The following is a 24,428-nucleotide window of genomic DNA, read 5'->3' as shown; positions in this document are numbered from 1 at the left end:
TCAGATGAACAGAGGAGGCTTCTTGTTTGTATTAGATATAAATGCACTTTACATCGTAGGGCACTATATTTTATTATTTATCGGCCTTCAGCTCACGGGTTCCCAGTTGTTGTACAGGACGATGGTTATCGGGAAAAATGGCAGCAAACTGTTTAATTTGGTCTGCCGACATTTCAATAGGCTGTTCCAATACCGTCCAATTTACATGTTCTGTGCATGGCGGGGTAGTCAGCGACCCGTTGTAGCGAACGGAGTGCAGGTCTTTTGGCAGCAGCGCAGCGAGATTTACATCCTCATCCAGAACCGCTTCTTGGGAAATATCTTTTGGCAGTTTGGACCAGATGCGATTGAAAGCCTTGTTTTCTTTGCCGCTTTGAATAAGAACGCCTAAGACGGCTGTGCTTCCGGTGTCGCTTTGATGAACAAAATGAAGCTCCATTTCAGCATTTTTGCCATCTATTTGATGTTCGCTTGGATGATGAAAATGAAACTGCTTTAAAGTGAATGTAGTGCCGTCCACGACAATATCATTGCTGGGACTAGCTGCATTGACTTGGACGGTGTGCCCATTATTCAGTATGGATACTTTAGTGGTTGAATAATGAACCTGTAGCGGTTGCTGCGTATGCGAAGCTTCTAGATGGGAATGCTCTATGTTGATGGGAGACTGTTCCTGACCATTACCACAAGCAACAAAATCCTTTTCCAGCTCCCCCCAATGATCGGGTCCTTCATCCCCTTCGTAGGACCAGTGCGGGCTTTTCTGAACAACTGCATGTACGTTGTTAGCGGATGATGATGATGTTGCGCTAGTAGTACGAGAAGTGGCGGATGGTGTACATCCTGTTACCGACAATGCCAAGATTATGGAAAATATGCTGAACAAGCAACCTCTCCAGTGTTTTTTCATGTTTCTTTATCCTTCTTCCAAATAGATTATGTGAAACTTTTTACATTGTAAATTATTGTACAAAGTTCCTGCAAGGGTACAAGGACTTAGGAAAAAGGTAGAACTGGTTGCTTATTATTACCGGGTGTAGAGAGAATAATGGAGTGGTGAAATATTTGTTTGTCCTCTTTGGGGGAAGTAACTATAATAGTGGGGTGTGCATTACAAATTAATTCCATATCCACTCAAAGGAGAGATCTACATGAAAGCAGCGATTGTTACAAAAGACAAGAAAGTTAGTGTAGAAGAGAAACCTTTGCGCTCCCTGAAACATGGGGAAGCGTTAGTCCAAGTTGAATATTGCGGGGTTTGCCACACAGATTTACACGTAAAAAATGCAGATTTCGGTGATGTCACAGGCAGAGTTCTGGGACATGAAGGTATTGGGAAAGTCATTGAATTAGGTGAAGGAGTAACCAGCCTTAAAGTTGGCGATCGCGTAAGTATTGCCTGGATGTTCGAAAGCTGCGGTCACTGCGAATATTGTTTAACCGGACGAGAAACTTTGTGTCGTGAAGTTAAAAATGCCGGATACACGGTAGATGGTGCAATGGCAGAACAATGTATTGTCACAGCTGACTATGCGGTCAAAGTACCAGATAATCTTGATCCTGCTGCTGCAAGCAGTGTAACTTGCGCAGGGGTTACAACCTATAAAGCTGTTAAAGTGAGTGATATCAGACCAGGGCAATGGATCGGTATCTTCGGTATTGGCGGTTTGGGTAACCTGGCTGTACAATACGCCAAAAATGTGTTCAATGCTAAAGTTGTAGCCTTTGACATCAGTGATGAAAAACTCGAACTGGCCAAAAAAATTGGTGCTGACTATATTGTTAACAGCATGAAAGAAGATCCAGTCGCCCGAGCTAAGGAATTAACCAACGGTGCTGGTCTGGATGCAACCGTGGTTACTGCTGTTGCCAAAACACCTTTCAACCAAGCCATTGACGTTGTAAAGGCTGGCGCGCGTGTCGTAGCTGTAGGTCTTCCAACTGATAAGATGGATCTCGACATTCCGCGTCTGGTTCTGGACGGCATTCAAGTAATCGGCTCCTTGGTCGGTACTCGTGAAGACCTTAAAGAAGCATTCCAGTTCGCTGCAGAAGGTAAAGTTGTACCTCTTGTACAAAAACGTCCGCTTGAAGACATCAATGAGATCTTCGAAGAGATGGAGCATGGCAAAATCCAAGGACGTATGGTCATTGATTTCACAAAATAAAATGATGTCCAATTCGTAACTCTTGGAATTCTAAGAGAGAGAAAGCGCCTGCTGATCTATTGCAGACGCTTTTTTTACTTTACAGCTTATTCAGAATATTATCCTCCAAAACCGCGGATTTATCCCCGTATTCTTTAATAATATGTCTTTCTCCCCAGGCACAAAGTGAATCCAAAATGCTTTTCAAACTACATCCATATTCACTAAGCTCGTACTCCACTTTGGGTGGAACCTGATTATAGCTAATTCGATTGACAATGCCGTCTTCCTCTAATTCACGAAGCTGTTGAGTCAGCATTTTTTGTGTTATAGAAGGCATCATTCGCTTTAATTCACTTGTCCGCATTTTTCCATGGGTCAAATGACACAGAATCACACACTTCCATTTTCCCCCGATTACCTCTAATGTCGCCTCAACAGAGATATTGTATTTTTTCTTTCCCAATGCCGATCCCTCCGTGTATGTCACCTGTAGGGTACTTTTTGGTACCTATATCACTAAAAAGTACGTACTGTTCATAATTGATTGAATAACTCATAATAACATCTGCTGGTCGAAGATTACTATAGATAGGAGTGAAAAACATGTCGCCAGAATCCAAGCGAAGTATCTGGCCATTACTGGCTTTAGCCGTAAGCGCCTTTGCCATTGGGACAACTGAGTTCATCAGCGTAGGACTGCTTCCCCTGATCGCTGAAGACTTGCACATATCCGTAACGATGTCCGCACTAACCGTAACGCTGTATGCATTAGGGGTTACCATTGGGGCACCTGTGTTGACCTCATTAACATCGAGTGTTCCTCGTAAAACGCTGCTGCTGTGGATCATGATTGTATTTATAGCAGGCAACAGCCTTGCTGCGGTTTCTAGCGGAATCACCCTGCTGCTGATTGCACGTGTAATCTCGGCGTTCTCCCATGGGGTGTTCATGTCCATCGGGTCCACCATCGCGGCCGACCTTGTTCCCGATGATCGGCGGGCGAGTGCTATTTCTATTATGTTCTCTGGCTTGACCGTTGCCACCGTCACAGGGGTACCGTTGGGCACCTACGTTGGGCAGCAATGGGGTTGGCGGGCTGCATTTATGGCTATTGTGGTCGTCGGTGTTGTGGCCCTCATTGCCAATCTGATTCTGCTGCCCTCTACGCTTCGAAAAGGAAATAAGACTCCTTTCAGCGAGCAGGTCAAACTGGTTACGAATGGTCGCTTGCTACTTGCATTTATCATTACTGCCTTGGGATATGGTGGCACATTCGTCGTGTTTACTTATTTATCTCCATTACTTCATGACATAACCGGTTTTGGACAAAATACGGTAACGTTCATTCTCTTATTGTATGGAATCGCCATTGCTATCGGGAATGTTATCGGTGGAAAAGCTGCGAATCGCAGACCGCTTTCAGCTTTATTTTATATGTTTCTCATTCAAGCCGTGATCCTGTTTCTGCTGTGGTTTACCGTGCCATTTCAAACAGCAGGCCTGATAACGATTTTCTTTATGGGATTGCTTGCGTTTATGAATGTGCCTGGTCTACAGGTATATGTAGTCATGTTAGCCGAACGTTTTGCACCCAAAGCTGTCGATGTCGCCTCTGCTGTTAATATTGCGGCCTTCAACGCAGGGATCGCAATTGGAGCATATGTGGGAGGAATGGTGACGGATTCACTGGGTCTTATGCATACGACTTGGGTCGGTGGGGTAATGGTTTTTGTTGCGGTTCTACTGACAGCCTGGAGTCGTTTGCTCGAAAAAAGGGATACAACCGCCTTGGCAGGCTAAAACTTTTAAAAAATAGAGAGGAAGATACACAATGACACAAAACCTACAAAGCACAACAACATTGCACAACGGAGTTCGCATGCCTTGGTTTGGCATCGGAGTATTTAAAGTGGAAGAAGGTTCAGAGCTGGTCAATGCTGTAAAGGCTGCTGTAAAGCATGGCTACCGCAGTATAGATACAGCGGCAATCTATGCGAATGAAAACAGTGTAGGACAGGCTATTCAGGAAGCCCTCTCGGAGAATAATCTGTCGAGAGAAGATCTGTTCGTCACGTCCAAAGTGTGGAATGCAGATTTAGGCTATGAAGAGACACGAGCAGCTTATGAAGCGAGCCTGGACAAGTTGGGACTGGACTATCTGGATCTATATCTAATTCATTGGCCGGTTCAAGGGAAGTACAAAGAAGCATGGAGAGCGTTGGAGTCCTTGTATAAAGAAGGACGGATTAAGGCAATTGGACTCAGCAACTTCCAAATTCATCATTTGGAAGATCTCATGAAGGATGCAGAAATCAAGCCAATGGTCAATCAGGTGGAATTCCACCCGCAATTAACTCAAGCCGAGCTGCTGCAATTCTGTCAAAAGAACAACATCCAAATGGAAGCCTGGTCCCCGCTCATGCAAGGCCAATTGCTCGATCATCCGGTACTGCAAGACATAGCGAACAAGTACGGTAAATCGGTGGCTCAAGTGATTTTACGCTGGGATGTACAGCAAGGAGTCGTCACTATTCCCAAGTCCACCAAGGCACATCGAATCGTCGAAAATGCCGATATTTTTGACTTTGAATTGACGCGTGAGGATATGGATCAAATTCAGGCGTTAAATGCCAATCTTCGGGTAGGTCCAGATCCGGATAACTTCGATTTTTAAATTCAGTTCATCATGAAACGCCGTTTCCTTCTTCATGGAAGGGACGGCTTTTTGTGTATGATGAGTTTGGAGCTACAGCAATCCAATCCCGCCATATGGTATTATAGATTTATGTAAAATGAGAAGTTTTGGACACTTATGAAAATGAAAATCTCCGGGGGACCTCATGAATAAGACGATTGCAGATATAGCCCAAATGGCTGGTGTATCCAAAAGCACCGTATCCCGCTTTTTGAACGGCGGATCTGTCAGCCTGGATACAAAGCGTAAAATTGAAAAGGTGGTCAAAGCCACGGGGTATGTGCCCAATACCTTTGCCCAGAGTCTAAAGGCAAAACGAACCAACATTATCGGAACCGTCGTGCCACGGCTGGATTCTTTTGCCACATCTCATACGTTAATGGGGATTGATGAGGAGCTGCGTTCCCAGCATTACCAGATGTTGATCTCTAATACGAGTCAGGATGTAAAACGTGAAATCGAAGCGATCTATGAGTTCGCACGGCAAAAAATTTCAGGTATCATTCTGCTGGCTGCTCAAATTACAGACGACCATCTGACCGCGATTCGAGACATCAGTATTCCGGTATTGCTGGTGGGCCAACAACATGAGCAGATCCATAGTCTTATCCATGATGATTATCGTGCCGGATATGATATCGGTGCATATGTCCTGTCACAGGGCCACCGTGAAATTGCCTATGTCGGTGTGACTGAAAGGGATGTTGCTGTCGGTGTACAACGCAAAGAGGGCTTTAGGCAGGCTGTTCGCGATGCATTACCTGCTGCGTGTTATACGGACGAGGCGATGCGAGCCGCAGGATATGATATCAGATACTATGAAACCGGGTTTAAAATGTCCGATGCACGGATTGCTGCATCCGCTATTTTGGACAAATTCAAACCATCGTTAATGGTGTGTGCTACAGATAATATCGCGCTTGGGGTAATCAACGCGGCTTATTCCAGAGGAATTACCATTCCGTCGGATTTGTCGGTAACTGGCTTTGGGGGATACGATATTACGGAGGTCATTCACCCTGCGCTAACAACTGTTCAATATCCGTATATGGAGGCTGGACGTGTAGCAGCACAAAATATTGTACGGCTGGTAGAACATAAAACGGTAGAGCAAGTAACAGTCATGGATTATTCCCTTATTGAAAGAGAAAGCGTTGACAAACGTTAAACAAGTGGATTATAATTTCTTCGAAACCGGTTCCATTTTACTCTTGCAAATTGGAATCGGTTGCAAATCCATGGATGAGTATTTTTTTAATCGTATAGGAACCGGTTCCGTTATAATATTTTTTTCGTTTATTTGGAACCGGTTCCCTAAATCTAAGTTTTTAAAAAATGAGGTACACCTATGAAAATGACAAAAGAACAAAAGTATCGATTGATCGAGCAGGCAGAGCCTGGCGAAATAGCAAGCTTGCAGAAAAAGGTGGAGCAATGTCAGTGGCGACAGTCGTTTCATATCCAGCCACCGACAGGTTTACTCAATGATCCGAATGGATTTTCATATTATCAAGGTGAATACCATTTATTTTATCAGTGGTTCCCGCTCGGAACCGATCATGGGATGAAATATTGGTATCATTTGAAATCCAAAGATTTGGTCACATGGCATAGTGCAGGCATTGGCATCACACCTGGGGACGATTTCGACTCGCATGGGGCTTATTCCGGCAGCGCGCTAGAGCATGAGGACAAGTTATACATGATGTATACAGGAAATACAAGAGACGAAAACTGGATTAGACATCCTTATCAATGCATGGCTGTGATGGATGAGAGCGGTCGCATTACCAAGTGGGAGCATCCTGTTATTGACCATGTACCAGAAGGCTATACAGATCATTTTCGTGATCCCAAGCTGTGGAAGGACGGCGATAGTTTCTATTGTGTGATTGGTGCCCAGAGAACGAATTCAACAGGCTGCGTTGTCCTTTACCGTTCAACCGATCTTCATACTTGGCAGTTCGAGGGGGAACTGAACACTGGGCTGGAATTGTTTGGATATATGTGGGAATGTCCGGATTATTTTGAACTGAACGGAGCAGGGGTCTTGGTCTTTTCTCCACAGGGCTTGGAGCCTTCAGGGGACGAAAACCACAATATTTATCAATCGGGCTACGTCATCGGCAAACTGCTGAATACAGAGACAAGAACACTGGAGCATGGCGCATTCCACGAGCTCGATAGAGGCTTTGATTTCTATGCACCACAGACGATGATTGACCCGCAGGGGCGGCGTATTATGGTGGCCTGGATGGGGCTGCCGGATATCGAATACCCGACAGATCCGAACGGATGGGCCCATTGTCTGACGTTACCGAGAGAACTTACGCTTCATGAGGGAAAACTCTTGCAGCGGCCAATCCCAGAACTAACCACATTGCGTAGAAATAGTGAGGATCGGGTAGCTGATACGTTGTCTTCAGAGAGCAAAACCTATGAAGGATTTAAAGGTACAGCGTATGAGCTGATCTGTGAAGTAGATCTTTTGGATGCGAAGGCATTTGGTATCGAATTCCGTGCGAGTGAGACGGAGAAAACGGTGATAAAATATAACGCCGTCAGCCGCAAACTTGTATTGGACCGTTCGCAATCGGGTGAGCCTGTAGCCGCTGAGTATGGTGAAGTGCGGCAGTGTGCATGGGATAAAGATCATATCAAACTTCATCTGTTTGTAGATACATCTTCGGTTGAGATTTTCATCAATGATGGGGAAGAAGTGTTCACCAGTCGTATTTTTCCGCACCCAGAGAGTGACGAAATACGCTTTTTTGCCGACAAGGGAGAGGCTCTCTTCCAAGCGGTAAAATGGAATTTTACATGAGTAGGCTAATTCATCAAGTGGATCGTTAATCATCAAACATAACGGAATGAACGAGGGGATGAACATCATGGCGGAAAACAGAGAGATAGCTAAAGAAGTGATCGAGGCGATCGGTGGAAAGGAGAATATCGCTTCGTTTGCTCACTGTGCAACGCGCTTACGGATTATGGTGCATGATAAAGAGAAGATTGATCAGAAAAAAGTTGAAGAGATCGACAAGGTTAAGGGTGCTTTCTTCAATTCAGGTCAATATCAGATTATTTTTGGTACAGGAACGGTAAATCGGATTTTTGAAGAGGTTGAGAAGCTTGGCGTGACGGGTTCATCTAAAGAAGAGGTGAAGAGTCAGGCGAAAAAGGAGGGCAACGTCTTCCAGCGGTCCATTCGTACCTTTGGCGATGTGTTTGTACCGATTATTCCAGTGCTGGTCGCTACGGGGTTGTTCATGGGACTGCGCGGTTTGCTTACTCAGCCGCAAATTCTCGCTCTGCTCGGTATGACGCCGCAGGATATTTCACCTAACTTTTTATTATATACACAGGTATTAACGGATACGGCTTTTGCCTTTCTGCCTGCGTTAGTCGCATGGTCAGCCTTTAGAGTATTCGGCGGTAGTCCGGTGCTGGGTATCGTTCTCGGTCTGATGCTGGTAAACCCGGCTCTCCCTAACGCGTATAGTGTTGCGGACGGCTCAGCTCATCCGTTGACGATGTTCGGATTCATTCCAGTGGTGGGCTATCAGGGCTCAGTATTGCCAGCCTTCTTCGTGGGTTTGATCGGAGCCAAACTGGAGCGGGCGCTGCGTAAACGGGTGCCTGAAGCGCTGGATCTGATTCTGACACCGTTTTTAACACTGTTGATTATGATCACTTTGGGACTGTTTGCTATCGGTCCAGTGTTCCATTCACTTGAAGAATGGGTGCTGCACGGAACAATATTTGTACTTGATTTGCCTTTCGGTATTGCAGGGATCGTCATCGGCTTTTTGCATCAGATTATCGTCGTTACAGGTGTGCATCATATATTTAATTTTCTGGAGATCCAACTGCTTGAAAAGAACGGCGTAAATGCCTTCAATGCTATTATTACCTGCGCAATGGCTGCACAGGGAGCTGCCTGCCTGGCGGTTGGTCTGAAAACGAAGGACAGCAAGCTGAAAGCGTTGGCGCTTCCTTCTTCGTTCTCTGCTTTCCTGGGGATTACAGAGCCGGCTATCTTCGGAGTCAATCTGAGATATATGAAGCCTTTTGTCATGGGTCTCATCGGCGGAGCGGTTGGTGGTTTTATTGCTTCAGTCTTCCATTTGGCGGCTACAGGGATGGCGGTTACAGTTATTCCGGGTACGTTGCTCTACATGAACCATCAGCTTCCGCTTTACATTTTGGCGAACTTGGCTGCTATGGCTGTATCTTTTGTCCTGACTTGGATGTTTGGCTTTAGCGATAAAATGCTGGATAAAGTCAAAACAGCGGGTTCCTCCAAATAATATCATCCAGTCAGCCCAAATACACGCAGATTTATCGCGTAAGTATAATGATAATGGTCGCTTTTACATGAACTCCATGTAGGGCGACCATTTTTTTATCTATGATATTCCGCTTCAGGCTATCAGATTAGACGATGGAGGAACGTTCATCCAGAAATTCGGACGGCGAGCAGCCTGTTAAGCGTTTGAAGATCCGATGAAAATAGGAAACATCGCTATAGCCCACATACTCCGAAATTTCACGAATCGTTAGCCGCGACTCGGTTAGCATGTAGATGGCGGTTTTAATACGTTGCGTATGTACATGCTCGCTAATCGTTTGGCGTGTGACCTCACGCAGCAGTGTCGCCGCATAGTTGGGGGTTTTGCGGATGGCGTCGCCAAGCTCTTCTTTGGTTACCTTTTCCCTGTAGTGATTCTGTATATACTGTTTCATATGTTCCACATGCCGCTCTTTATCGCAAGAAATGGCGCCTTTGTCCCATTCCTGGTTCATATAAATCATGGCCTCGGTCAGCAGACAGTCAGCCATCAGAGTATAGTAGCTTGGGTGTTCTGTCCATTGATAATACATCGATTTGATCCGTTCATGCAGCATATCGTAGCATCCTGGTTTGATCAATAACGGCTGGTCTGTATTCAGTATGGGAAGTGCGCTGTTCGTACATGTTTTGCGGCAATGTATCACATACTTGGTATGGAAAAGCGTAGGGATACTCTTACCATAGTAATTCAGATGAGCGGGTAAAAGCAGTGCTTCACCCTTGCCAAGAATGAACTTGCAATCGTTCACCCAATATACACATTTGCCAAAGGTGACCAAAATGAACAGTAAGTCATCGTGGCCGCTATTTGCACCAGTCTTTTCATACCAGTCCACACCGTTGTCCTGCCGTATATCCACCAATGTAATCACGAAACTCACTCCCCGATGTCTTCAACATTCACTATACTGTAGTACATTCATCATACTATAGTTCATAGTCTTGGTGCACGGGTACAGGTAGAATAGAAGCATATAAGTTTAATGTAGATAGAGAAGCAAAGTGGAATAGAAACCATACAGTAAAGACATTCAGGAGGATGACATTACTATGCTTAAAACGAAAATTATTTGTACTATGGGACCTGCCTGTGACTCCATTGATTTGTTAAAAGAAATGATCCAAGCTGGTATGACGGTAGCTCGCTTAAACATGGCTCATGGGGAGCTGGAGGATCATGTTAAACGTATTGAAAATGTAAGACAGGCAGCGAAGGAAATGAATACCTGTATCCCTGTCATGATGGATATTAAAGGACCGGAAATACGGATTGGCAAGCTGAAAGAGGCATCTGTTCTACTGAAGCCAGGCAGCCAGCTCATTCTGACCACGGAAGAGATTTTGGGGGACGAGCATCGTATTTCGGTGAATTACCCAGATATGCCGAAGGATATCAAAGCAGGTGACCGCATTCTCATCGACGACGGTTTGGTTGATCTGACTGTAACCTCCATCGAAGGAACCGAGATGATTTGTAATATCGTAAGCGGCGGTATTTTGAAGCCGAGAAAAGGTGTGAATCTGCCAGGGATTCATACAACTCTTCCAGGCGTGACAGAGCGCGACGTGAAGCACATTCAATTTGGGGTGGAGCAGCGTATCGAGCTTATTGCGGCTTCTTTTGTGCGTAAAGGCGACGACATCCGTGAAATCCGTGAGATTTTGAAGGGACATCATGCCGAGCACGTACAGATTTATTCCAAAATTGAAAATGCCGAGGGCATGGAAAACCTGGATGATATCATCGAAGCTTCGGACGGTATTATGGTAGCTCGTGGCGACCTGGGCGTGGAAGTGCCGATTCAAGACGTGCCTGTGATGCAAAAAGAAATGATCGACAAGTGTAATCTGGTCGGTAAGCCCGTTATTGTCGCTACTCACATGTTGGAGTCCATGCAGGTGAACCCGCGTCCGACGAGAGCTGAAGTTAGTGACGTGTTCAATGCCGTTATGCAGGGAGCTGACGTAGTGATGCTGTCGGGCGAATCTGCTGCAGGTAAATACCCTGTTGAATCCGTACGGACCATGGCTGCGGTAGCTGCCAGTGCAGAATCCCAATTGGATTACCAGGAGCAGTTCGATAAGCGCAGAGCACGCCAAAGCACCAACATTACTGAAGTCATTAGTCAGGGTGCGGTGAGTTCGTCTCTGGAGCTGGATGCCAAAGCGATTATTACCTCGACTGCCAGTGGATTCACGGCTCGTATGGTGTCCAAATATCGTCCGAAGGCACCGATCATTGCGGTTACTCCGAATAACACAGTATTCGCTAAAATTTGCCTCTTGTCCGGTGTATTCCCGATTAAAGGGGATAAGGTAGCCACAACGGATGAAATGTTCGAATCTTCCATCCGTAACGCGCTGAATGCAGGCTATATCCATAAAGGAGATACTGTAGTCCTGTCAGCAGGTGTTCCTGTCGCTGAGGCGGGCACTACCAATCTGATTCGGGTATATCAAGCGTAAGTTACATCAAATACAAAAAAAGGCGCTGATCCTCTATGGATTCAGCGCCTTTTTTATGTTCGGTCGTGTCCTAGGCTTATAGGCCGAACACACTTTTGGCAACGACTTGTGTCAGTTCTGCCTTATGGGCTTGGTATTGCTCAAGGGTAATGCTCTTATTGGCCAGTCGTTGATCCAACTGCTCCGTCAACTGAGCTACCTGTAAATCAACGATAGCCTGAGCATCCTGATTATTGGTTTGTGCAATATCAGCCAAGGTTTGACCATTATATAACGCATCATATAATTGCTCATCAGAGGATATACCCAGTGTTTTCAACAAGTCATCATCCTTGGAAGCTTCATTGTCCTGTACATGAAGGGCTCTCTCTGGAGCCAGTGCAGCAGCATTAGTCCGACTTCCCCAAGTGGATGACTGCCCAATAGATAACGCCAGCAACAGTGTGCAGATGACCAACATTCGTTTTCGATTCATAAGTGTAAATCTCCTTTTGTGTTTCATTAAATTTCTGACGGGGTGGAACGGTATATGGATATCCAACGGGAGTGATGTTTATGCCTTTAGCCCATCCGGCCTATGTAGTTACCAGATTCTTAAATACATCATACACGCCCAATCTTAGCGCCAGCTTAATACTCGTTTAAAATAAACTAAAAGAGAAGATTGTAAACAGGTAGCGCTAAAAAAATTCGCAGATGACAAAAAGAGGATATGAAAAAAACCTCCTTCACAAAAGTGAAAGAGGTTTTAGACAACTACATCAAATTACAATTTAGGGTTTTGCCCATACTTATTGTCGCCAGGCTGACTGTCTAGACATGTGAATACAAGCAGCACAATGCTCCCAAAAGGAACCAAAGCGATCAGAATCCACCACCCGGTTTTGCCCGTGTCGTGTAGTCTGCGGAAAAGAACTGCCAGAGACGGTAACAAAACAGCCAAGCCATAGATAAATGACAATACGAAAGGAAGTCCTAAGAGGAAATCCAACAAGTATAATACCAGGCCAGCTATCGCATTGAACAAAGTAAACATCCAGTATTCTGTACGTCTTGCTCTACCTTGGAATCCTACATAGTTTTGCAGCACTTTTAAATACCATTGCATAAATTTTCACCTCCTCATAAAATGTAAATATTTGTATTACAATTATCATAAAACAGTTATTTTTAAATATATCGGCAGGTAACATATAGGATTTTACTTGTCAAATTATAACTTTAAACTAGGAATTAAAGCAACACATTTATTAATGTTAATAATTAAATGAATTATTTATAAAAATATAAAATTACATATTGAATTTTCTATACCCATTGAATAATATAGAGATACGATTACCATCTGGTTTGAATCGTCCTTCTTAATAGAAGGAGGTTTTATTTTTCGAATTATTTGAAAGCGCTTTAATACAAAGGAGGAGATGATCAACATTTAATTTGAGAGTGAGGAAGTTAATACAAACATAATCCTGACCGTCTTATTCATTATTGTTTTATGTTATCAGGAATGTTCAAAACGAGAGGAGATTGATTTATGAAGCAATTATTTGTTCGTAAAGTAACGGCCGCTTCTCTGGCAGGTGCGCTGTTGTTGCCTGCTTCTCTGGTGGGCGCCGAGTCAACACTCAATTCAGATACAGCTGGGATTCAAAGTGTAGAGCAAACTTCCCTTCAAGCTCAAGGTCTGGAAAATGTTTTAAGCCAAAGTAAAAAGGCCGTCTCCTTCAAGGAGACTTCCGTACATGATCCATCCATCCTGAAAGTGAAAGACACATTTTACATTTTTGGCTCACATCTGGCGGCTGCCAAGTCCAAGGACCTTATGAATTGGGATACAATTGCGACAGGTGTGGCAAATGGTAATGCATTGATTCCCAACGTCAAAGAGGAATTAAAGGAAGCGCTGGATTGGGCGCAGACAGACACGCTGTGGGCAGCTGATGTCATTCAACTGGCGGATGGCAAGTTCTATATGTACTATAACGCTTGCAAAGGTGACTCCCCGCGTTCAGCTATGGGCCTAGCAGTTGCTGATAAAATTGAAGGACCTTATAAGAATAAAGGGATTTTTCTGAAATCCGGCATGTGGGGTCAACCGAGTGAAGATGGGACGATCTATGACGCAACCAAGCATCCCAATGCCGTAGACCCTGACACTTTCTATGATAAGAACGGCAAGCTGTGGATGGTATATGGCTCCTACTCCGGAGGCATTTTCATTTTGCAGATGGATGAAAAAACAGGGAAGCCTCTGCCAGGCCAAGGCTACGGGAAAAAGCTGACGGGCGGTAACCATGCTCGTATGGAGGGGCCGTACATACAATACAGTCCACAAACGGACTACTATTACTTGTTCCTATCCTATGGCGGATTGTCAGCGGATGGCGGATACAACCTGCGTGTGGCTCGGTCCAAAACACCAGATGGCCCTTTCTACGATGCTGAGGGCAACGACATGATCAAGGTTAAAGCGAATCCTGATAAACCTCTTTTTGATGACGCTTCCATTGAGCCATATGGTGTCAAGTTAATAGGTAATTACTTGATTCCAAGAGAAATTGGCGATCCGGGAACAGGGCTGGGTATGGGCTATGTGTCGCCTGGACACAACTCGGCTTATTATGATCCCAAGACGAAAAAGCATTTTGTCATTTTTCACTCCCGTTTTCCGGGGAGAGGCGAGCAGTTTGAAGTACGTGTACATGAAATGTTCATGAACGCCGACGGTTGGCCTGTAGTTGCTCCTTATCGCTATACAGGAGATGAGGATTCACTGAAAAAGCTGTCAGAGAAGGATGTCATCGGTCAATACTCGTATGTAAATCACGGGAAGGAAATTTCGGCCAATATTAAGCAAGCTGTTACCGTCAGTCTGGATCGCGGTGGCAAACTGTCTGGCGGAGTGAACGGTACATGGAAGCTGGGGGCAGACAATCAGCTGGAAATTACAGCAGATGGTGCGAAGTACAAAGGGGTATTCCTACGGCACCGTGATCCAGACACGGGAGCCAAGACGCTTGCTTTTACCGCATTGTCCTCCAAGGGTGTTGCGGTATGGGGTTCGCTAAAGCCTGACCTGAAGGCCAGCAAGATTGTAGCTGCGGTGCAGAAGGATTTGAGCCTAGGCGATACGAGCAACGTTTTTTATGATCTCACGTTACCTACTCAAGCTGCACAAGATACCACTATTTCGTGGGAATCTTCCCGCCCCGAGATTATTTCTGTCACTGGTGAAGTGTACCGTCCAGAAGCTGGTTCCCAGCCTGCAGCAGTTACATTGACAGCGACTATTAAAAAGGACAAAGCGACTGCAAAGAAAAGTTTTACAGCCATTGTTCCTGAACAGGCTCAGGGTCCTCAGCTCGCATGTTACTCGTGGAGTGAGGATCAAGGCACCTCGGTTGTTGACAGCACATACAACCAACTCGACGGTAAGACCTATGGCGGTGCCACATGGGACAAAGACGGGAAGCTTGGCGGTGCTCTTGCCCTGAACGGCAAGGATGGTTACGTGCAGCTGCCCAATACGGTAACGGATGCGAAAGACTTTACCTTTTCCGCTTGGGTGAACTGGAAGGGCGGAGCAGCTTGGCAACGGATTTTTGACTTCGGCAACGGCCAGGCTCGCCATATGTTCCTCACCCCTTCTCAAGGAAGCGGTGTACTCCAGTTTACAATCCATGAAGGTACGGATCAGAGCTTGCTTTCCAAATCATCATTACCTCTAAACCAGTGGACCCATGTGGCGGTTACACTGGAGGGGAATACAGGGAAGCTGTATGTAAATGGTGAAGAAGTAGCTGTAAATGACGGTATTACCTTTAACCCCAATGAGTTGCTGACGAACGAGGCGTATCTTGGTAAAAGCCGCTTTGTTGCCGATGCCTACTTTAACGGTAGCCTGGATGAGGTACAGTTATATAACAAAGCGCTGACAGCAGAGGAAATTAAAGCACTGGCGGATTTGTAATTAAAATGAGCAAATAAAGCAGAAGATGAACTTTTTCTCAAGAAGTTCATCTCCTGCGCAACGTTGTGTATATTTATTTCTTGATTACTGGTATAATAGAAGGTAATTGCGGATATAATGTTTTAAGTAGGCGTTGATGATTCACTCTTGTCTGATGAAGACAGGTTGAAGCAGCAATAGATGACATGAGCACTCTGCATAAATTAAATTCTCCAGTGCTTGCGTTTTCAATACACTTATGGTAATATGAGTATATTGAAATTGTGACCTGAGATTCACATATTGTAGAGGGTTATTGTTTTAGGTTGAAATAACCTTGTGCAATATGTGAATTTTTATTTGTAAAAAATAAAGGTCATATAAATATATTTTGGAGGTAATTCCATGCAAACAGGTACAGTTAAATGGTTTAACGCAGAAAAAGGTTTCGGTTTCATCGAAGTTGAAGGTGGAAGCGATGTATTCGTACACTTCTCCGCAATCCAAGGCGAAGGTTTCAAATCTTTGGACGAAGGCCAACGCGTAGAATTCAACGTAGTTGAAGGAAACCGTGGACCACAAGCTGAGAACGTTGTAAAACTGTAATTTTAAATTACAGCCTACTTCAGATGCCCCGAACATAGCGTTTGGGGCATTTGTTTTTATCTGTTCACAAGACCGTTTTTGAACTGATTACATCTTATCGCTTTATAAATCATGAAGAAAGAGGGATGTTTATGTACAATTCACGGAAAAAGCCAATGGATGAGATTCCTGAGGAAATAACAACAGTTTGGAATTGCGCCAGTGATACATGCAACGGCTGGATGCGGGATAACTTCGCTTTTTCTGTCGAGCCGACATGCCCCATTTGCGGTTCTGCCATGGTGAAGGGCGAGAAAAAGCTGGCTGTTTTGAATAATACGAGCTTTAATCATACCAAACAATCCTAAGCGGATACATGTTTGTAGTGAAAGATGCCCCATAGCCATAACGGCGCTGAGGCGTCTTTTTTGTTTTTCTGAGAACAGGCTTTCAATTAGGGTGTAAAGAGGATGGGGATAGTATGCTCAGTAAGGTGGAATTAAATTCAGGTAGTGCTTCATAAAATACACCATGACCACTTCGTTCGAAAGGAATAAGCCTGGAACCGGCAATTCCTTTTTGAGTTTGGATCGCTAGGGGGAAGGGGCAGACTCGATCCAGCTTGCCGTGCAGAATCCACGTAGGCACGTGTATACATGGCAAATCGGGCCGTAAATCAGAGTCACGCAGTGAATACAAAGTACAAGCCATGCTATGAACCGAAGCCGCAAAGCCCTGATCACGTAACCAGTCACGTAAACTCTGGCTGACAGGATTGGCGAATAACATTTCGCCAAATGATGTTACCAGTTGCGGGCGATCTGTATAGGCTTGTTTGATGAGTTTATCTACCTCAGCGACAGGAGTACCGTAAGGAAAGTCGCTGGTTGGGGTGAATCGAGGCGTGGCAGCTCCGATCAAAATCAGCTGGTCAACACCCCATCCCCGGTGCCTACTCATGTAGCGCGTAACAATAGCTCCCCCCATGGAAAAGCCGATCAGTCGTATATGGCTTAATTGAAGGGCCTGTATAACAGCCAGGAGATCGTCTGCCAGTCGATCATAATGGTAGCCATGCCATGGTCGATCAGACTTCCCGAACCCCCTAAGATCTACTTGAATACAGCGGTATCCGTAAGCAGGCAACAGGGCGACCTGGTATTCGTACATTCGATGGTCCAGCGGCCAGCCGTGCACCATCAGAACAGGGATGCCTTCTCCTATATCTTCTACATACAGCTTAACGCCACGTTCCACTTCAATATAATATCCCATGATGCTCCCCCCTTTAAAAATCACGAAATTTCGTTCTCTCTCACATATATGTAGCCAGGGCTTAGCTCATTCGAAAAAGGGGTGAGATCGTCGCTATGCAGGTATGAAATTAGTAAAATATGTATGTCATCCTGCATGGGGATAGGATATACTTATGGAATGAAACAGCATTGGGAGAGTGGAACAATGACACCATCAAAAACATTAAAATGGATCACAGGCGGATTGGAGCTATTTTTTGCTATTCCTGTTTTGGGCGGGCTGCTCGTCATAAATTCTGCGTATACTGTATTGTTCTTTATGTTGATTTTCCACATTGTTACGTTGGTGCTATCGGTGACTAATAAAGAGGCTTATTATGGATCTATTTTAGGGATCGTGACCTCAGTTGTTGGGTGGATTCCATTTGTGGGCTGGTTAATGCACTTGCTCTCAGGCATATTTTTGATGATTACCGCAGCCCAACAGCCGCGAGATCACTATCGTAATCGCAATCCCTACGATGATTATCGCTACTAGGGTCAATATCGCGCCGAAATGATGAAAGATCCTGTGGAACAGGATCTTTTTTAGTTATGAAATCTTCCCATGATTATGGTGTTGTAGTATTGACCATCTGAGAGAATCTTGTCGTTTTTTAATAACCCTTCGATTTCAAACCCATGCTTTTTATAAAGCTCAATAGCTTTATTATTGGTTTCCAAAACTTGTAGAGTCATTTTCTGGATACCGTTGGAGTCTGCCCAGGAAATAGATTTTTTCAAAAGATTCGTACCGATTCCATAACCCCAGAAATCCTTTAGTACACACACACCGAATTCAACTTTATGAGCGAATCGACGCAGAAGATGACCTTCACATCTTGAAAATCCAACGACTTTATCATGAACGACCGCAACTAAAAATAGATTTTTGGCATGCTCTGTATCGGCTTTAATAAGCTGTTCAAAACCGGATGTACTTATGAATGCTTCTCCCTTCTCTCTGTCTAAATTTTCAGTCTCTCCATCAATTAGCACGCGGATTTCCGACAAGTTCATCGCATCCTGAATCATAGCCGATCTGATGGTATAGCTTACTCCTTGTACATTAAATTCCTGTTTATTTATTTTCATTACATACTCCCTTTACCTGAATCAGGATAAAAAATGTGATCTCTGGTTTATGTTAGTTTACCACATATTGTATGTAATGCATGAAAAATAAGCCTGTCCTCTTCTGTTGTATCGCAGTAGAGGACAGGCTTATTCATTCTCGATCCGTACAGGGAAGCCGGATGGAGATTTTATTATTATGGAGTGGCTGTATCAGATTAACAAATGGTTTTTACGAATATGACTTATCGAGCTACAGCTTTTGGAAAACAGAAGCTGTAGCTATTTTTGCTTAGCAGAGGCTTTAGCTGTATTTGTTTTGGCGGGAGCCTTGGCCGCCGCATCTGTTTTAGTAGGAGCTTTACCTGTTTCTCCTTTAGCCCCGTCCACTGGTGGCTTAGAGGGCTTAATGCCATTCACCATATCGGTAATCATTTGCTTCAGGTTGGAAACACGTTGATTATATTCGCTTGTGGTAATCTTGCCGTTTTGTTTTTCCGTAGCGAGTTTTGACTTCATATCCGAAACCATCACATCAATCACGGAGTTTACGCTCACGCCTTGTGCTGTGGCGATCGTAGCAAGGGATTTACCGGCTTTCAGCTGTGTATCCAACTGACTGGAGGACAATTTTAATAGTTTCAGGAGAGCCTTGTTCTCAGCATAGTTTCCTCCTGCGATTTGTGGACCGTTAGCATCGCCGGGGTTTCCCTTAGGTGCCTGTGCTTTGTTTGCAGTGGAAGCCTTATCAGGTGTAGTTGAAGCAGCATGGGCTGCGCCTGTGGAGTACAGCGCTCCGCCTCCTAAAAATGCCAACGCCAACGTTCCGGCCAAAATTGCTTTCTTGGTGCTCTTCATCTTCATTTTCCACCTTTCGGTTATGGTTTGTTTGGTACGTGATACATCATAAGGGATTAACTTGAATGCTATCTGAGCGCAAGCTGAGCATTTACTGAATGAAATTTGGATGGCAGGACTAACTAACATTTTAACGAATTGCACTTGTATTAAGTGTATTAAGTGATATAATACACTACAGGCACGATAGATACAGCTGAATTAGGGGGAAAACACCCATGGAAGAACAACGGGTTGGCTCGTTCCGATTTTTAATTGACTTTAGCCAGCCATTATATGAACAAATATTAAATCAAGTACGAAGCTCCATTGCTAAAGGGGAGATCGAAATGGGAAGCAAAATGCCATCTGTTCGTGATCTGGCGCAGGAATTGCGTATGAATCCGAATACCGTGATGCGGGCGTATCAGGAGTTGGAGCGGGACGGATTGACTGAGAAGCGGCGTGGCCTGGGTACGTATGTAACTTCGTCCAGTGAGCGGATTGCCAGCTTTCGGGAACAACTGGCTATGACGTATATAGATCAGTTTCTCGGACAGATGAGCAGCCTGGGATTATCCTGGGAAGATGTACAGCAATATATAAGAAACCGACAGGACGGAGATCACGAGGAAGGAGGCGAAAAGGCATGACAGAGTCTGTGGTAACCGCAAAGAAGCTGATAAAGCAATATGGAAATAAAAAAGCATTAGACCAACTGGATGTCGTCATTCCGACAGGACGTATTGTAGGTGTGCTTGGGCCCAATGGCTGCGGGAAGTCCAGCTTCTTTCGAGCCATCACGGGGTTGATTCAGCCGGATGGGGGCGAGCTTCAGGTGCTGGGCCAACAGCCAGGCTGGGAAACCAACCGGAATATATCCTATCTTCCTGACCGGGCACGCTGGTATCCCAATCATACAGTTCAGCAGACGCTGGAATGGGGGAAGTCCTTTTTGCCTGGCTTCAATATAAAGGATGCCTATAAACTTGCTGACCATATGGATGTGGAATTGGAGCTAAAGATGGCCGGGTTGAGTCGCGGACAGGAGGCACGTGTGCTGCTGATTCTGTGCCTGGCACGAGAAGTACCGCTTATGATCCTGGATGAACCTTTTGTAGGCATAGATGTTCTCTCTAGAGAAGCGATCGTAGCTGGGATTATTGATTATTTGGAGGATCGGCAACAATCCATACTCATTAGCACACATGATATTCAGGAAGTGGAAGGCTTGTTTGATTACACGGTCATGATGGACCGCGGGCGAGTGATATGGTCTGGTGAATCGGATGATCTGCGTGCAGAGCATGGCTCGCTGAATCAGGTGTTCCGCAATTTGTACAAAAGGGAGTGGAAGGCGTGAATTCATCCGGGCTGTTCAAAGATTTAATACGCCATGAATTTCGGAATAAAGGAAGTTGGAGAAAGCAAAGCCGTAATCGACTGCCCAGATCATGGAGGCTTGTATATTTCTCATTTTTTCTAATTGCGGCGTTCACGATTTCCTTGTATTTTGCGCTTCACAACCAACTCGAATTGACAAGGCTGTGGTATGTCACCCTGGGCCTGCCGTACATGATCGTTTTTATGGGTGTGGGAACACTCAGAAGAGAATGGGAAAATGATACCTACGGCTGGTGGCTGACCCTTCCTTATCCGCGTATGTGGTTGATTAGCGCCAAATGGATTGCTGCTATTTTACAAACCATTGTCGTGATATTGATCCTGTTTGTGGTAGGTTCTCTATACGCGCTGTTTATCTCATCGACCATACAGGCTTATACGTTTGCGGATGCAGCGTCTTTTATGATAGCCGGCTTGAACTGGTTTGTGATGATTATTGGTTTTACTCCGTTGGTTATTGCGGTGGGTCTGCTGACGGCTAGTACCAAATACAGCACTTTGCGGCCACTTAGCCCGATTCTGTGGATTCTTTTGATGGGTGGAGGGAGTATCTTTTATTGGTCAGGCGATCAGCGGATTTATGAGCAGTTTGATCGTGTCCAAAACGGACATTGGTTTCCTTTTACCTGGAATTTCCCGGTTGCGGTGTTGATTAGTTGGGTTGCTGCATATGCATTGATCCGCTTGAACGCTTATTTGTTGGAGAAAAAGCTGTCGATTTAACTTTGGATAAATGACTATATATTAGAAAGGAATTTCACCATGACGACAATCTTTATTTATGCGTTGATGGCTGTTCTGGTGGGGCTAATGATCTGGTTGAGAACCAAGAGACGAAGGGGCCCGGTAAAAGGAAATGGATTCCGGATTTTGCTTCCCATGTTTATTGCTTTCCCAGCTATGATGATATCGGTATATCAATTGATGCATATTCCTGGTCAAACGTACGCGCTCCCCGCCTTTTGGGAACTGTTGGTTGCTGGGTTATTAGGGGCTCTGTTTGGCTACGTTATCTTGCTGCATACGGCCTATGAAAGACGGGATGACGGTCTCATCTATCCCAAGCCGAACCAATATTTTAAATATATTATTATCGCTATTATTTTGATTCGCGTTGTTCTGACCCAATACCTCAGTAGTCTGGGTACGACCGAAATTAGCATGCTGGCCATTACGATGGCGCTGGTGTATATCTCAATCTGGCGAATTGGGAGCTTTATCAAGTTCCGGAGAACGTTGTCCGTATAACAATATTAATGAGGTTAACAGCGGCTTTCTATTCAAAAAGCGTCTATTCGCTTGGTGATAGGAGCCGTTTTTTTGAGCTAACTTTATTAGTGCATGTTATTCATAATAAAATTATGGAGAGTATCATACATTGTTATTGCTTTCCATATCCTTTATTCTAAGGTTTGTGATTTGTGTGGCAACAGTCATAAGTATAAAAATTCAAAGGAGGGTTACTAAGGTTTCAAATGATTTAAATGGGGTTTAAAGTTAGATAGGGGGGAATGTTTATACTTCCGCGGTTAACTACAACTATATTGGTTACATAAAATTTTCATACTCTATTTTACAGGTTGAGAGGGGCTTACATTCATGAAAAAACATACGGTTACTGCTGCACTTGCTGGCTTGCTTGTTCTGTCTTCTGCTGTACCGGCTTTAGCAGCCGACGTAAAACCTGCCACGGGTATTCAGGTTTGGGTAGATGGCAAGAAGGAGGCTTACAAAATTGCGCCTATCGTGAGAAACAAGCAGGTGTTGATCCCCCTGAGACAGTTGGCCACCAGTTTAGGAATTCCACTGGACGCCAAGCATATTACATTCAATACGGCGCGTCAAAGTACGACGATTCGTTATGATCAAGCGACGGTTGTACTAGTATCCGGCAGTCCGGAAGCACAAATCAACGGGATTAAGGTACCACTGTCCACCTCGACCATCTTGACCAAGCAAGGGGTAACCTATGTGCCGGTCGATGTCGTCAAAGAAGCGTGGGGCAAGCAAGTGATTTGGGATCCGGCCAGCCAAACCTTGCAAATCGGGGTGAGTAATAAGGATAAGGTTGTAGAGATTCTGAAAAGCTTTGAAACGGGTAATACGAAAGCAGCTGAGGCTTGGATCAGCAAAGATCAGTACATTCAGCATAATCCGAGCTTTGCTAGCGGGAGAGATGCCTTTTTGCAAGGGATTAGCCAATCGAAGGGAGCTAACGTACTGGTTGAGGTCCAGCGGGTTATTCAGGACGGCAATGATGTAGCAGTACATTATAAAAAGTCCATTGCAGGGAAAACGAGTATTGGTTTTGATATTTTCCGCTTCGATAGCAATGGTAAAATTGTTGAGCATTGGGACAACATGCAGGACTCAGCTCCAACCAATCCAAGTGGACATACCATGATTGACGGAACAACACAAATTACGGATCTCAACCAAACCGAGACGAACAAAACGCTGATCCGCAAGTTTGTAGATGATGTGCTGGTTGGCAAAAATCGTGCAGCATTGGAAAGCTATTATAATGGGGATCAGTATATTCAGCATAATCCTCTTTTTGGTGATGGTGTATCCAGTCTGAAGCAAGCATTATCGGCAGCAGGTCAGGGAGCTTCTATTGGATATGATCAGGTGCATATGGTTCTTGGAGAAGGCAACTTCGTGCTGGTTGTAAGTGAATTGAAATCTCCTAAGGGGACTTCAGCTGCTGTCTATGATCTGTTTCGTGTGGAGAACGGCAAAATAGCCGAGCATTGGGATGTAGTTCAGGAGATTCCAGCTAAAACAGAGTGGAAAAATACGAACGGTAAATTTTAAAAAATGCACATATAGTGCGATCTGATTGGCACTTTCCAGACCGTCCTGTTTTTGTTAAAATGATGCAAACATAGATCAGGGGGATGACGATGGAAGGTTTGAAGGAACGTGTGGGTTGCCTGCATGCGCATCACTCGAATATAGCTTATGTGGAACGGGCTTTTGCTTCTTATGAGGTGGAACTGGTACATTTTGTGGAACCGGGACTTATGCGCCGGGTCTCATCGGACCGGCACTTTTCTGCGGATGATGCCAGTCGCAAGGTAGAAGAGCAACTGAGTTGGATGTCTCAAAGCGATCTAGACGTTATTTTGATAACGTGCACGAATTATATTGCTTTGGCGGAGAAGGCTCAAGGGGCCGTGTCTACACCAATAGTCGCACTGGATGAACCCTTTTTTCATGAGATGTGCGATGATTTGCTGCCACGAACCTTGGTATTCACGAATCCAGCTACTGTAGAGGGCACGATGAAGCGTCTTTATCATACGGCCACTCTATTAGGCAAGCCGGAACTCTCTTCACTGATAGAGGTCAAGGTGGTGGAGAGCGCTTTTGAACTGATTATGCAGGGACGTAAAGATGAGTATGAGGAATTGCTGGTTCGCTCATTGCATGGTCTGAGGAATGCTGATCCAAGCAGAGAGCTGGCTGTCGCACAGTTATCCATGGTTGATGCTGCATTGCAAGTAGAGCTGGAGACGGGGCGGACGATTGCCAATCCCTTACGGTCGTTGGCGAATTTAATTAAGGTTTTGTTAGGTTAAATAAGTATAGCTAAAAGAACTTCCAACCCATT

General features: G+C 44.8%; 25 protein-coding genes. 17 read left to right on the top strand and 8 right to left on the bottom strand.

The window, feature by feature from the left end:
- Positions 1 to 73: 73 nt before the first annotated feature.
- Positions 74 to 910, bottom strand: a complete 837-nt coding sequence (locus tag BN1546_RS09945; protein WP_090737334.1) for a carbonic anhydrase — start codon at positions 908 to 910, stop codon at positions 74 to 76.
- A gap of 241 nt (positions 911 to 1,151) precedes the next feature.
- Here BN1546_RS09945 and adhP point away from each other — a divergent pair, with 241 nt between their 5' ends.
- Complete coding sequence (adhP, locus tag BN1546_RS09940) at positions 1,152 to 2,168, top strand: alcohol dehydrogenase AdhP (RefSeq protein WP_013368958.1); 1,017 nt, start codon at positions 1,152 to 1,154, stop codon at positions 2,166 to 2,168.
- Positions 2,169 to 2,247: 79 nt separating this feature from the next.
- Here adhP and BN1546_RS09935 read toward each other — a convergent pair whose 3' ends face one another.
- Complete coding sequence (locus BN1546_RS09935; RefSeq protein ID WP_013368959.1) at positions 2,248 to 2,613, bottom strand: winged helix-turn-helix transcriptional regulator; 366 nt, start codon at positions 2,611 to 2,613, stop codon at positions 2,248 to 2,250.
- A 140-nt stretch (positions 2,614 to 2,753) separates the two neighbouring features.
- Between BN1546_RS09935 and BN1546_RS09930 the strand changes: the two genes are divergently transcribed.
- From BN1546_RS09930 to BN1546_RS09905, 5 genes are all read left to right on the top strand, one after another.
- Positions 2,754 to 3,950, top strand: coding sequence for an MFS transporter (locus BN1546_RS09930; protein ID WP_090737332.1), 1,197 nt, complete (start codon positions 2,754 to 2,756; stop codon positions 3,948 to 3,950).
- 31 nt (positions 3,951 to 3,981) lie between these two features.
- Positions 3,982 to 4,824, top strand: a complete 843-nt coding sequence (locus BN1546_RS09925) for an aldo/keto reductase (protein ID WP_090737331.1) — start codon at positions 3,982 to 3,984, stop codon at positions 4,822 to 4,824.
- A 166-nt stretch (positions 4,825 to 4,990) separates the two neighbouring features.
- Positions 4,991 to 6,013, top strand: a complete 1,023-nt coding sequence (locus BN1546_RS09920; RefSeq protein WP_090737329.1) for a LacI family DNA-binding transcriptional regulator — start codon at positions 4,991 to 4,993, stop codon at positions 6,011 to 6,013.
- 180 nt (positions 6,014 to 6,193) lie between these two features.
- Positions 6,194 to 7,669 carry a glycoside hydrolase family 32 protein gene (locus tag BN1546_RS09910; protein ID WP_090737325.1) on the top strand — a complete coding sequence of 492 codons (1,476 nt, stop codon included), beginning with the start codon at positions 6,194 to 6,196 and terminating at the stop codon, positions 7,667 to 7,669.
- A gap of 67 nt (positions 7,670 to 7,736) precedes the next feature.
- Positions 7,737 to 9,155 (top strand): sucrose-specific PTS transporter subunit IIBC, encoded by a 1,419-nt coding sequence (locus tag BN1546_RS09905; RefSeq protein ID WP_013368965.1) that lies wholly within the window; start codon positions 7,737 to 7,739, stop codon positions 9,153 to 9,155.
- A gap of 127 nt (positions 9,156 to 9,282) precedes the next feature.
- Here BN1546_RS09905 and BN1546_RS09900 read toward each other — a convergent pair whose 3' ends face one another.
- The gene (locus BN1546_RS09900) at positions 9,283 to 10,071 is read right to left on the bottom strand and encodes a helix-turn-helix domain-containing protein (RefSeq protein WP_058831171.1); all 789 of its coding nucleotides are present in this window, start codon (positions 10,069 to 10,071) and stop codon (positions 9,283 to 9,285) included.
- Positions 10,072 to 10,249: 178 nt separating this feature from the next.
- On the opposite strand from BN1546_RS09900, the gene pyk reads away from it, so the two are divergent.
- A complete protein-coding gene (gene pyk / locus BN1546_RS09895) occupies positions 10,250 to 11,665 on the top strand; it encodes a pyruvate kinase (protein WP_016820210.1) in 1,416 nt (471 codons plus the stop codon).
- A gap of 76 nt (positions 11,666 to 11,741) precedes the next feature.
- Here pyk and BN1546_RS09890 read toward each other — a convergent pair whose 3' ends face one another.
- Together BN1546_RS09890 and BN1546_RS09885 are read right to left on the bottom strand one after the other, a co-directional pair.
- The gene (locus BN1546_RS09890) at positions 11,742 to 12,140 is read right to left on the bottom strand and encodes a hypothetical protein (RefSeq protein ID WP_058712128.1); all 399 of its coding nucleotides are present in this window, start codon (positions 12,138 to 12,140) and stop codon (positions 11,742 to 11,744) included.
- A 291-nt stretch (positions 12,141 to 12,431) separates the two neighbouring features.
- Positions 12,432 to 12,773 (bottom strand): DUF805 domain-containing protein, encoded by a 342-nt coding sequence (locus BN1546_RS09885; protein WP_013368969.1) that lies wholly within the window; start codon positions 12,771 to 12,773, stop codon positions 12,432 to 12,434.
- A gap of 429 nt (positions 12,774 to 13,202) precedes the next feature.
- Between BN1546_RS09885 and BN1546_RS09880 the strand changes: the two genes are divergently transcribed.
- The 3 genes from BN1546_RS09880 (at position 13,203) to BN1546_RS09870 (ending at position 16,570) form a co-directional block, all read left to right on the top strand.
- The gene (locus tag BN1546_RS09880) at positions 13,203 to 15,638 is read left to right on the top strand and encodes a LamG-like jellyroll fold domain-containing protein (RefSeq protein ID WP_090737323.1); all 2,436 of its coding nucleotides are present in this window, start codon (positions 13,203 to 13,205) and stop codon (positions 15,636 to 15,638) included.
- Positions 15,639 to 16,022: 384 nt separating this feature from the next.
- Positions 16,023 to 16,223, top strand: a complete 201-nt coding sequence (locus BN1546_RS09875; RefSeq protein WP_007428290.1) for a cold-shock protein — start codon at positions 16,023 to 16,025, stop codon at positions 16,221 to 16,223.
- Between the two features lie 131 nt (positions 16,224 to 16,354).
- The gene (locus tag BN1546_RS09870) at positions 16,355 to 16,570 is read left to right on the top strand and encodes a cold-shock protein (protein WP_013308357.1); all 216 of its coding nucleotides are present in this window, start codon (positions 16,355 to 16,357) and stop codon (positions 16,568 to 16,570) included.
- An 82-nt stretch (positions 16,571 to 16,652) separates the two neighbouring features.
- Here the strand turns inward: BN1546_RS09870 and BN1546_RS09865 are convergent, their stop codons facing one another.
- Positions 16,653 to 17,477: an alpha/beta fold hydrolase gene (locus BN1546_RS09865; RefSeq protein WP_058711935.1), complete on the bottom strand. Its 825-nt coding sequence runs from the start codon at positions 17,475 to 17,477 to the stop codon at positions 16,653 to 16,655.
- 186 nt (positions 17,478 to 17,663) lie between these two features.
- On the opposite strand from BN1546_RS09865, the gene BN1546_RS09860 reads away from it, so the two are divergent.
- Positions 17,664 to 17,996 carry a hypothetical protein gene (locus tag BN1546_RS09860; protein ID WP_025674377.1) on the top strand — a complete coding sequence of 111 codons (333 nt, stop codon included), beginning with the start codon at positions 17,664 to 17,666 and terminating at the stop codon, positions 17,994 to 17,996.
- Positions 17,997 to 18,046: 50 nt separating this feature from the next.
- Here BN1546_RS09860 and BN1546_RS09855 read toward each other — a convergent pair whose 3' ends face one another.
- Positions 18,047 to 18,592: a GNAT family N-acetyltransferase gene (locus BN1546_RS09855; RefSeq protein WP_025674379.1), complete on the bottom strand. Its 546-nt coding sequence runs from the start codon at positions 18,590 to 18,592 to the stop codon at positions 18,047 to 18,049.
- A gap of 261 nt (positions 18,593 to 18,853) precedes the next feature.
- Positions 18,854 to 19,429, bottom strand: coding sequence for a hypothetical protein (locus BN1546_RS09850; RefSeq protein WP_025674381.1), 576 nt, complete (start codon positions 19,427 to 19,429; stop codon positions 18,854 to 18,856).
- A gap of 218 nt (positions 19,430 to 19,647) precedes the next feature.
- Here BN1546_RS09850 and BN1546_RS09845 point away from each other — a divergent pair, with 218 nt between their 5' ends.
- From BN1546_RS09845 to BN1546_RS09820, 6 genes are all read left to right on the top strand, one after another.
- On the top strand, positions 19,648 to 20,061 hold the full coding sequence (locus tag BN1546_RS09845; RefSeq protein ID WP_013368976.1) for a GntR family transcriptional regulator: 414 nt from the start codon (positions 19,648 to 19,650) through the stop codon (positions 20,059 to 20,061).
- Positions 20,058 to 20,771, top strand: a complete 714-nt coding sequence (locus BN1546_RS09840; RefSeq protein WP_025674383.1) for an ABC transporter ATP-binding protein — start codon at positions 20,058 to 20,060, stop codon at positions 20,769 to 20,771. Before BN1546_RS09845 ends, BN1546_RS09840 begins: the two co-directional genes overlap by 4 nt.
- Positions 20,768 to 21,535 (top strand): ABC transporter permease subunit, encoded by a 768-nt coding sequence (locus BN1546_RS09835; RefSeq protein WP_090737321.1) that lies wholly within the window; start codon positions 20,768 to 20,770, stop codon positions 21,533 to 21,535. The genes BN1546_RS09840 and BN1546_RS09835 overlap by 4 nt, the downstream gene beginning before the upstream one ends.
- A 39-nt stretch (positions 21,536 to 21,574) precedes the next feature.
- Positions 21,575 to 22,060 (top strand): CcdC protein domain-containing protein, encoded by a 486-nt coding sequence (locus BN1546_RS09830; protein ID WP_025674386.1) that lies wholly within the window; start codon positions 21,575 to 21,577, stop codon positions 22,058 to 22,060.
- A gap of 351 nt (positions 22,061 to 22,411) precedes the next feature.
- Entirely contained in the window at positions 22,412 to 23,629 is a 1,218-nt protein-coding gene (locus BN1546_RS09825) for a stalk domain-containing protein (protein ID WP_058711938.1), read from the top strand.
- Positions 23,630 to 23,718: 89 nt separating this feature from the next.
- Positions 23,719 to 24,396 carry a hypothetical protein gene (locus BN1546_RS09820; RefSeq protein WP_090737320.1) on the top strand — a complete coding sequence of 226 codons (678 nt, stop codon included), beginning with the start codon at positions 23,719 to 23,721 and terminating at the stop codon, positions 24,394 to 24,396.
- Positions 24,397 to 24,428 lie beyond the last annotated feature (32 nt).

Source organism: Paenibacillus sp. Mc5Re-14, from assembly GCF_001049835.1.
Taxonomy (GTDB): Bacteria; Bacillota; Bacilli; order Paenibacillales; family Paenibacillaceae; genus Paenibacillus; species Paenibacillus polymyxa_C.
This window is presented reverse-complemented; position numbering and strand designations above follow the sequence as displayed.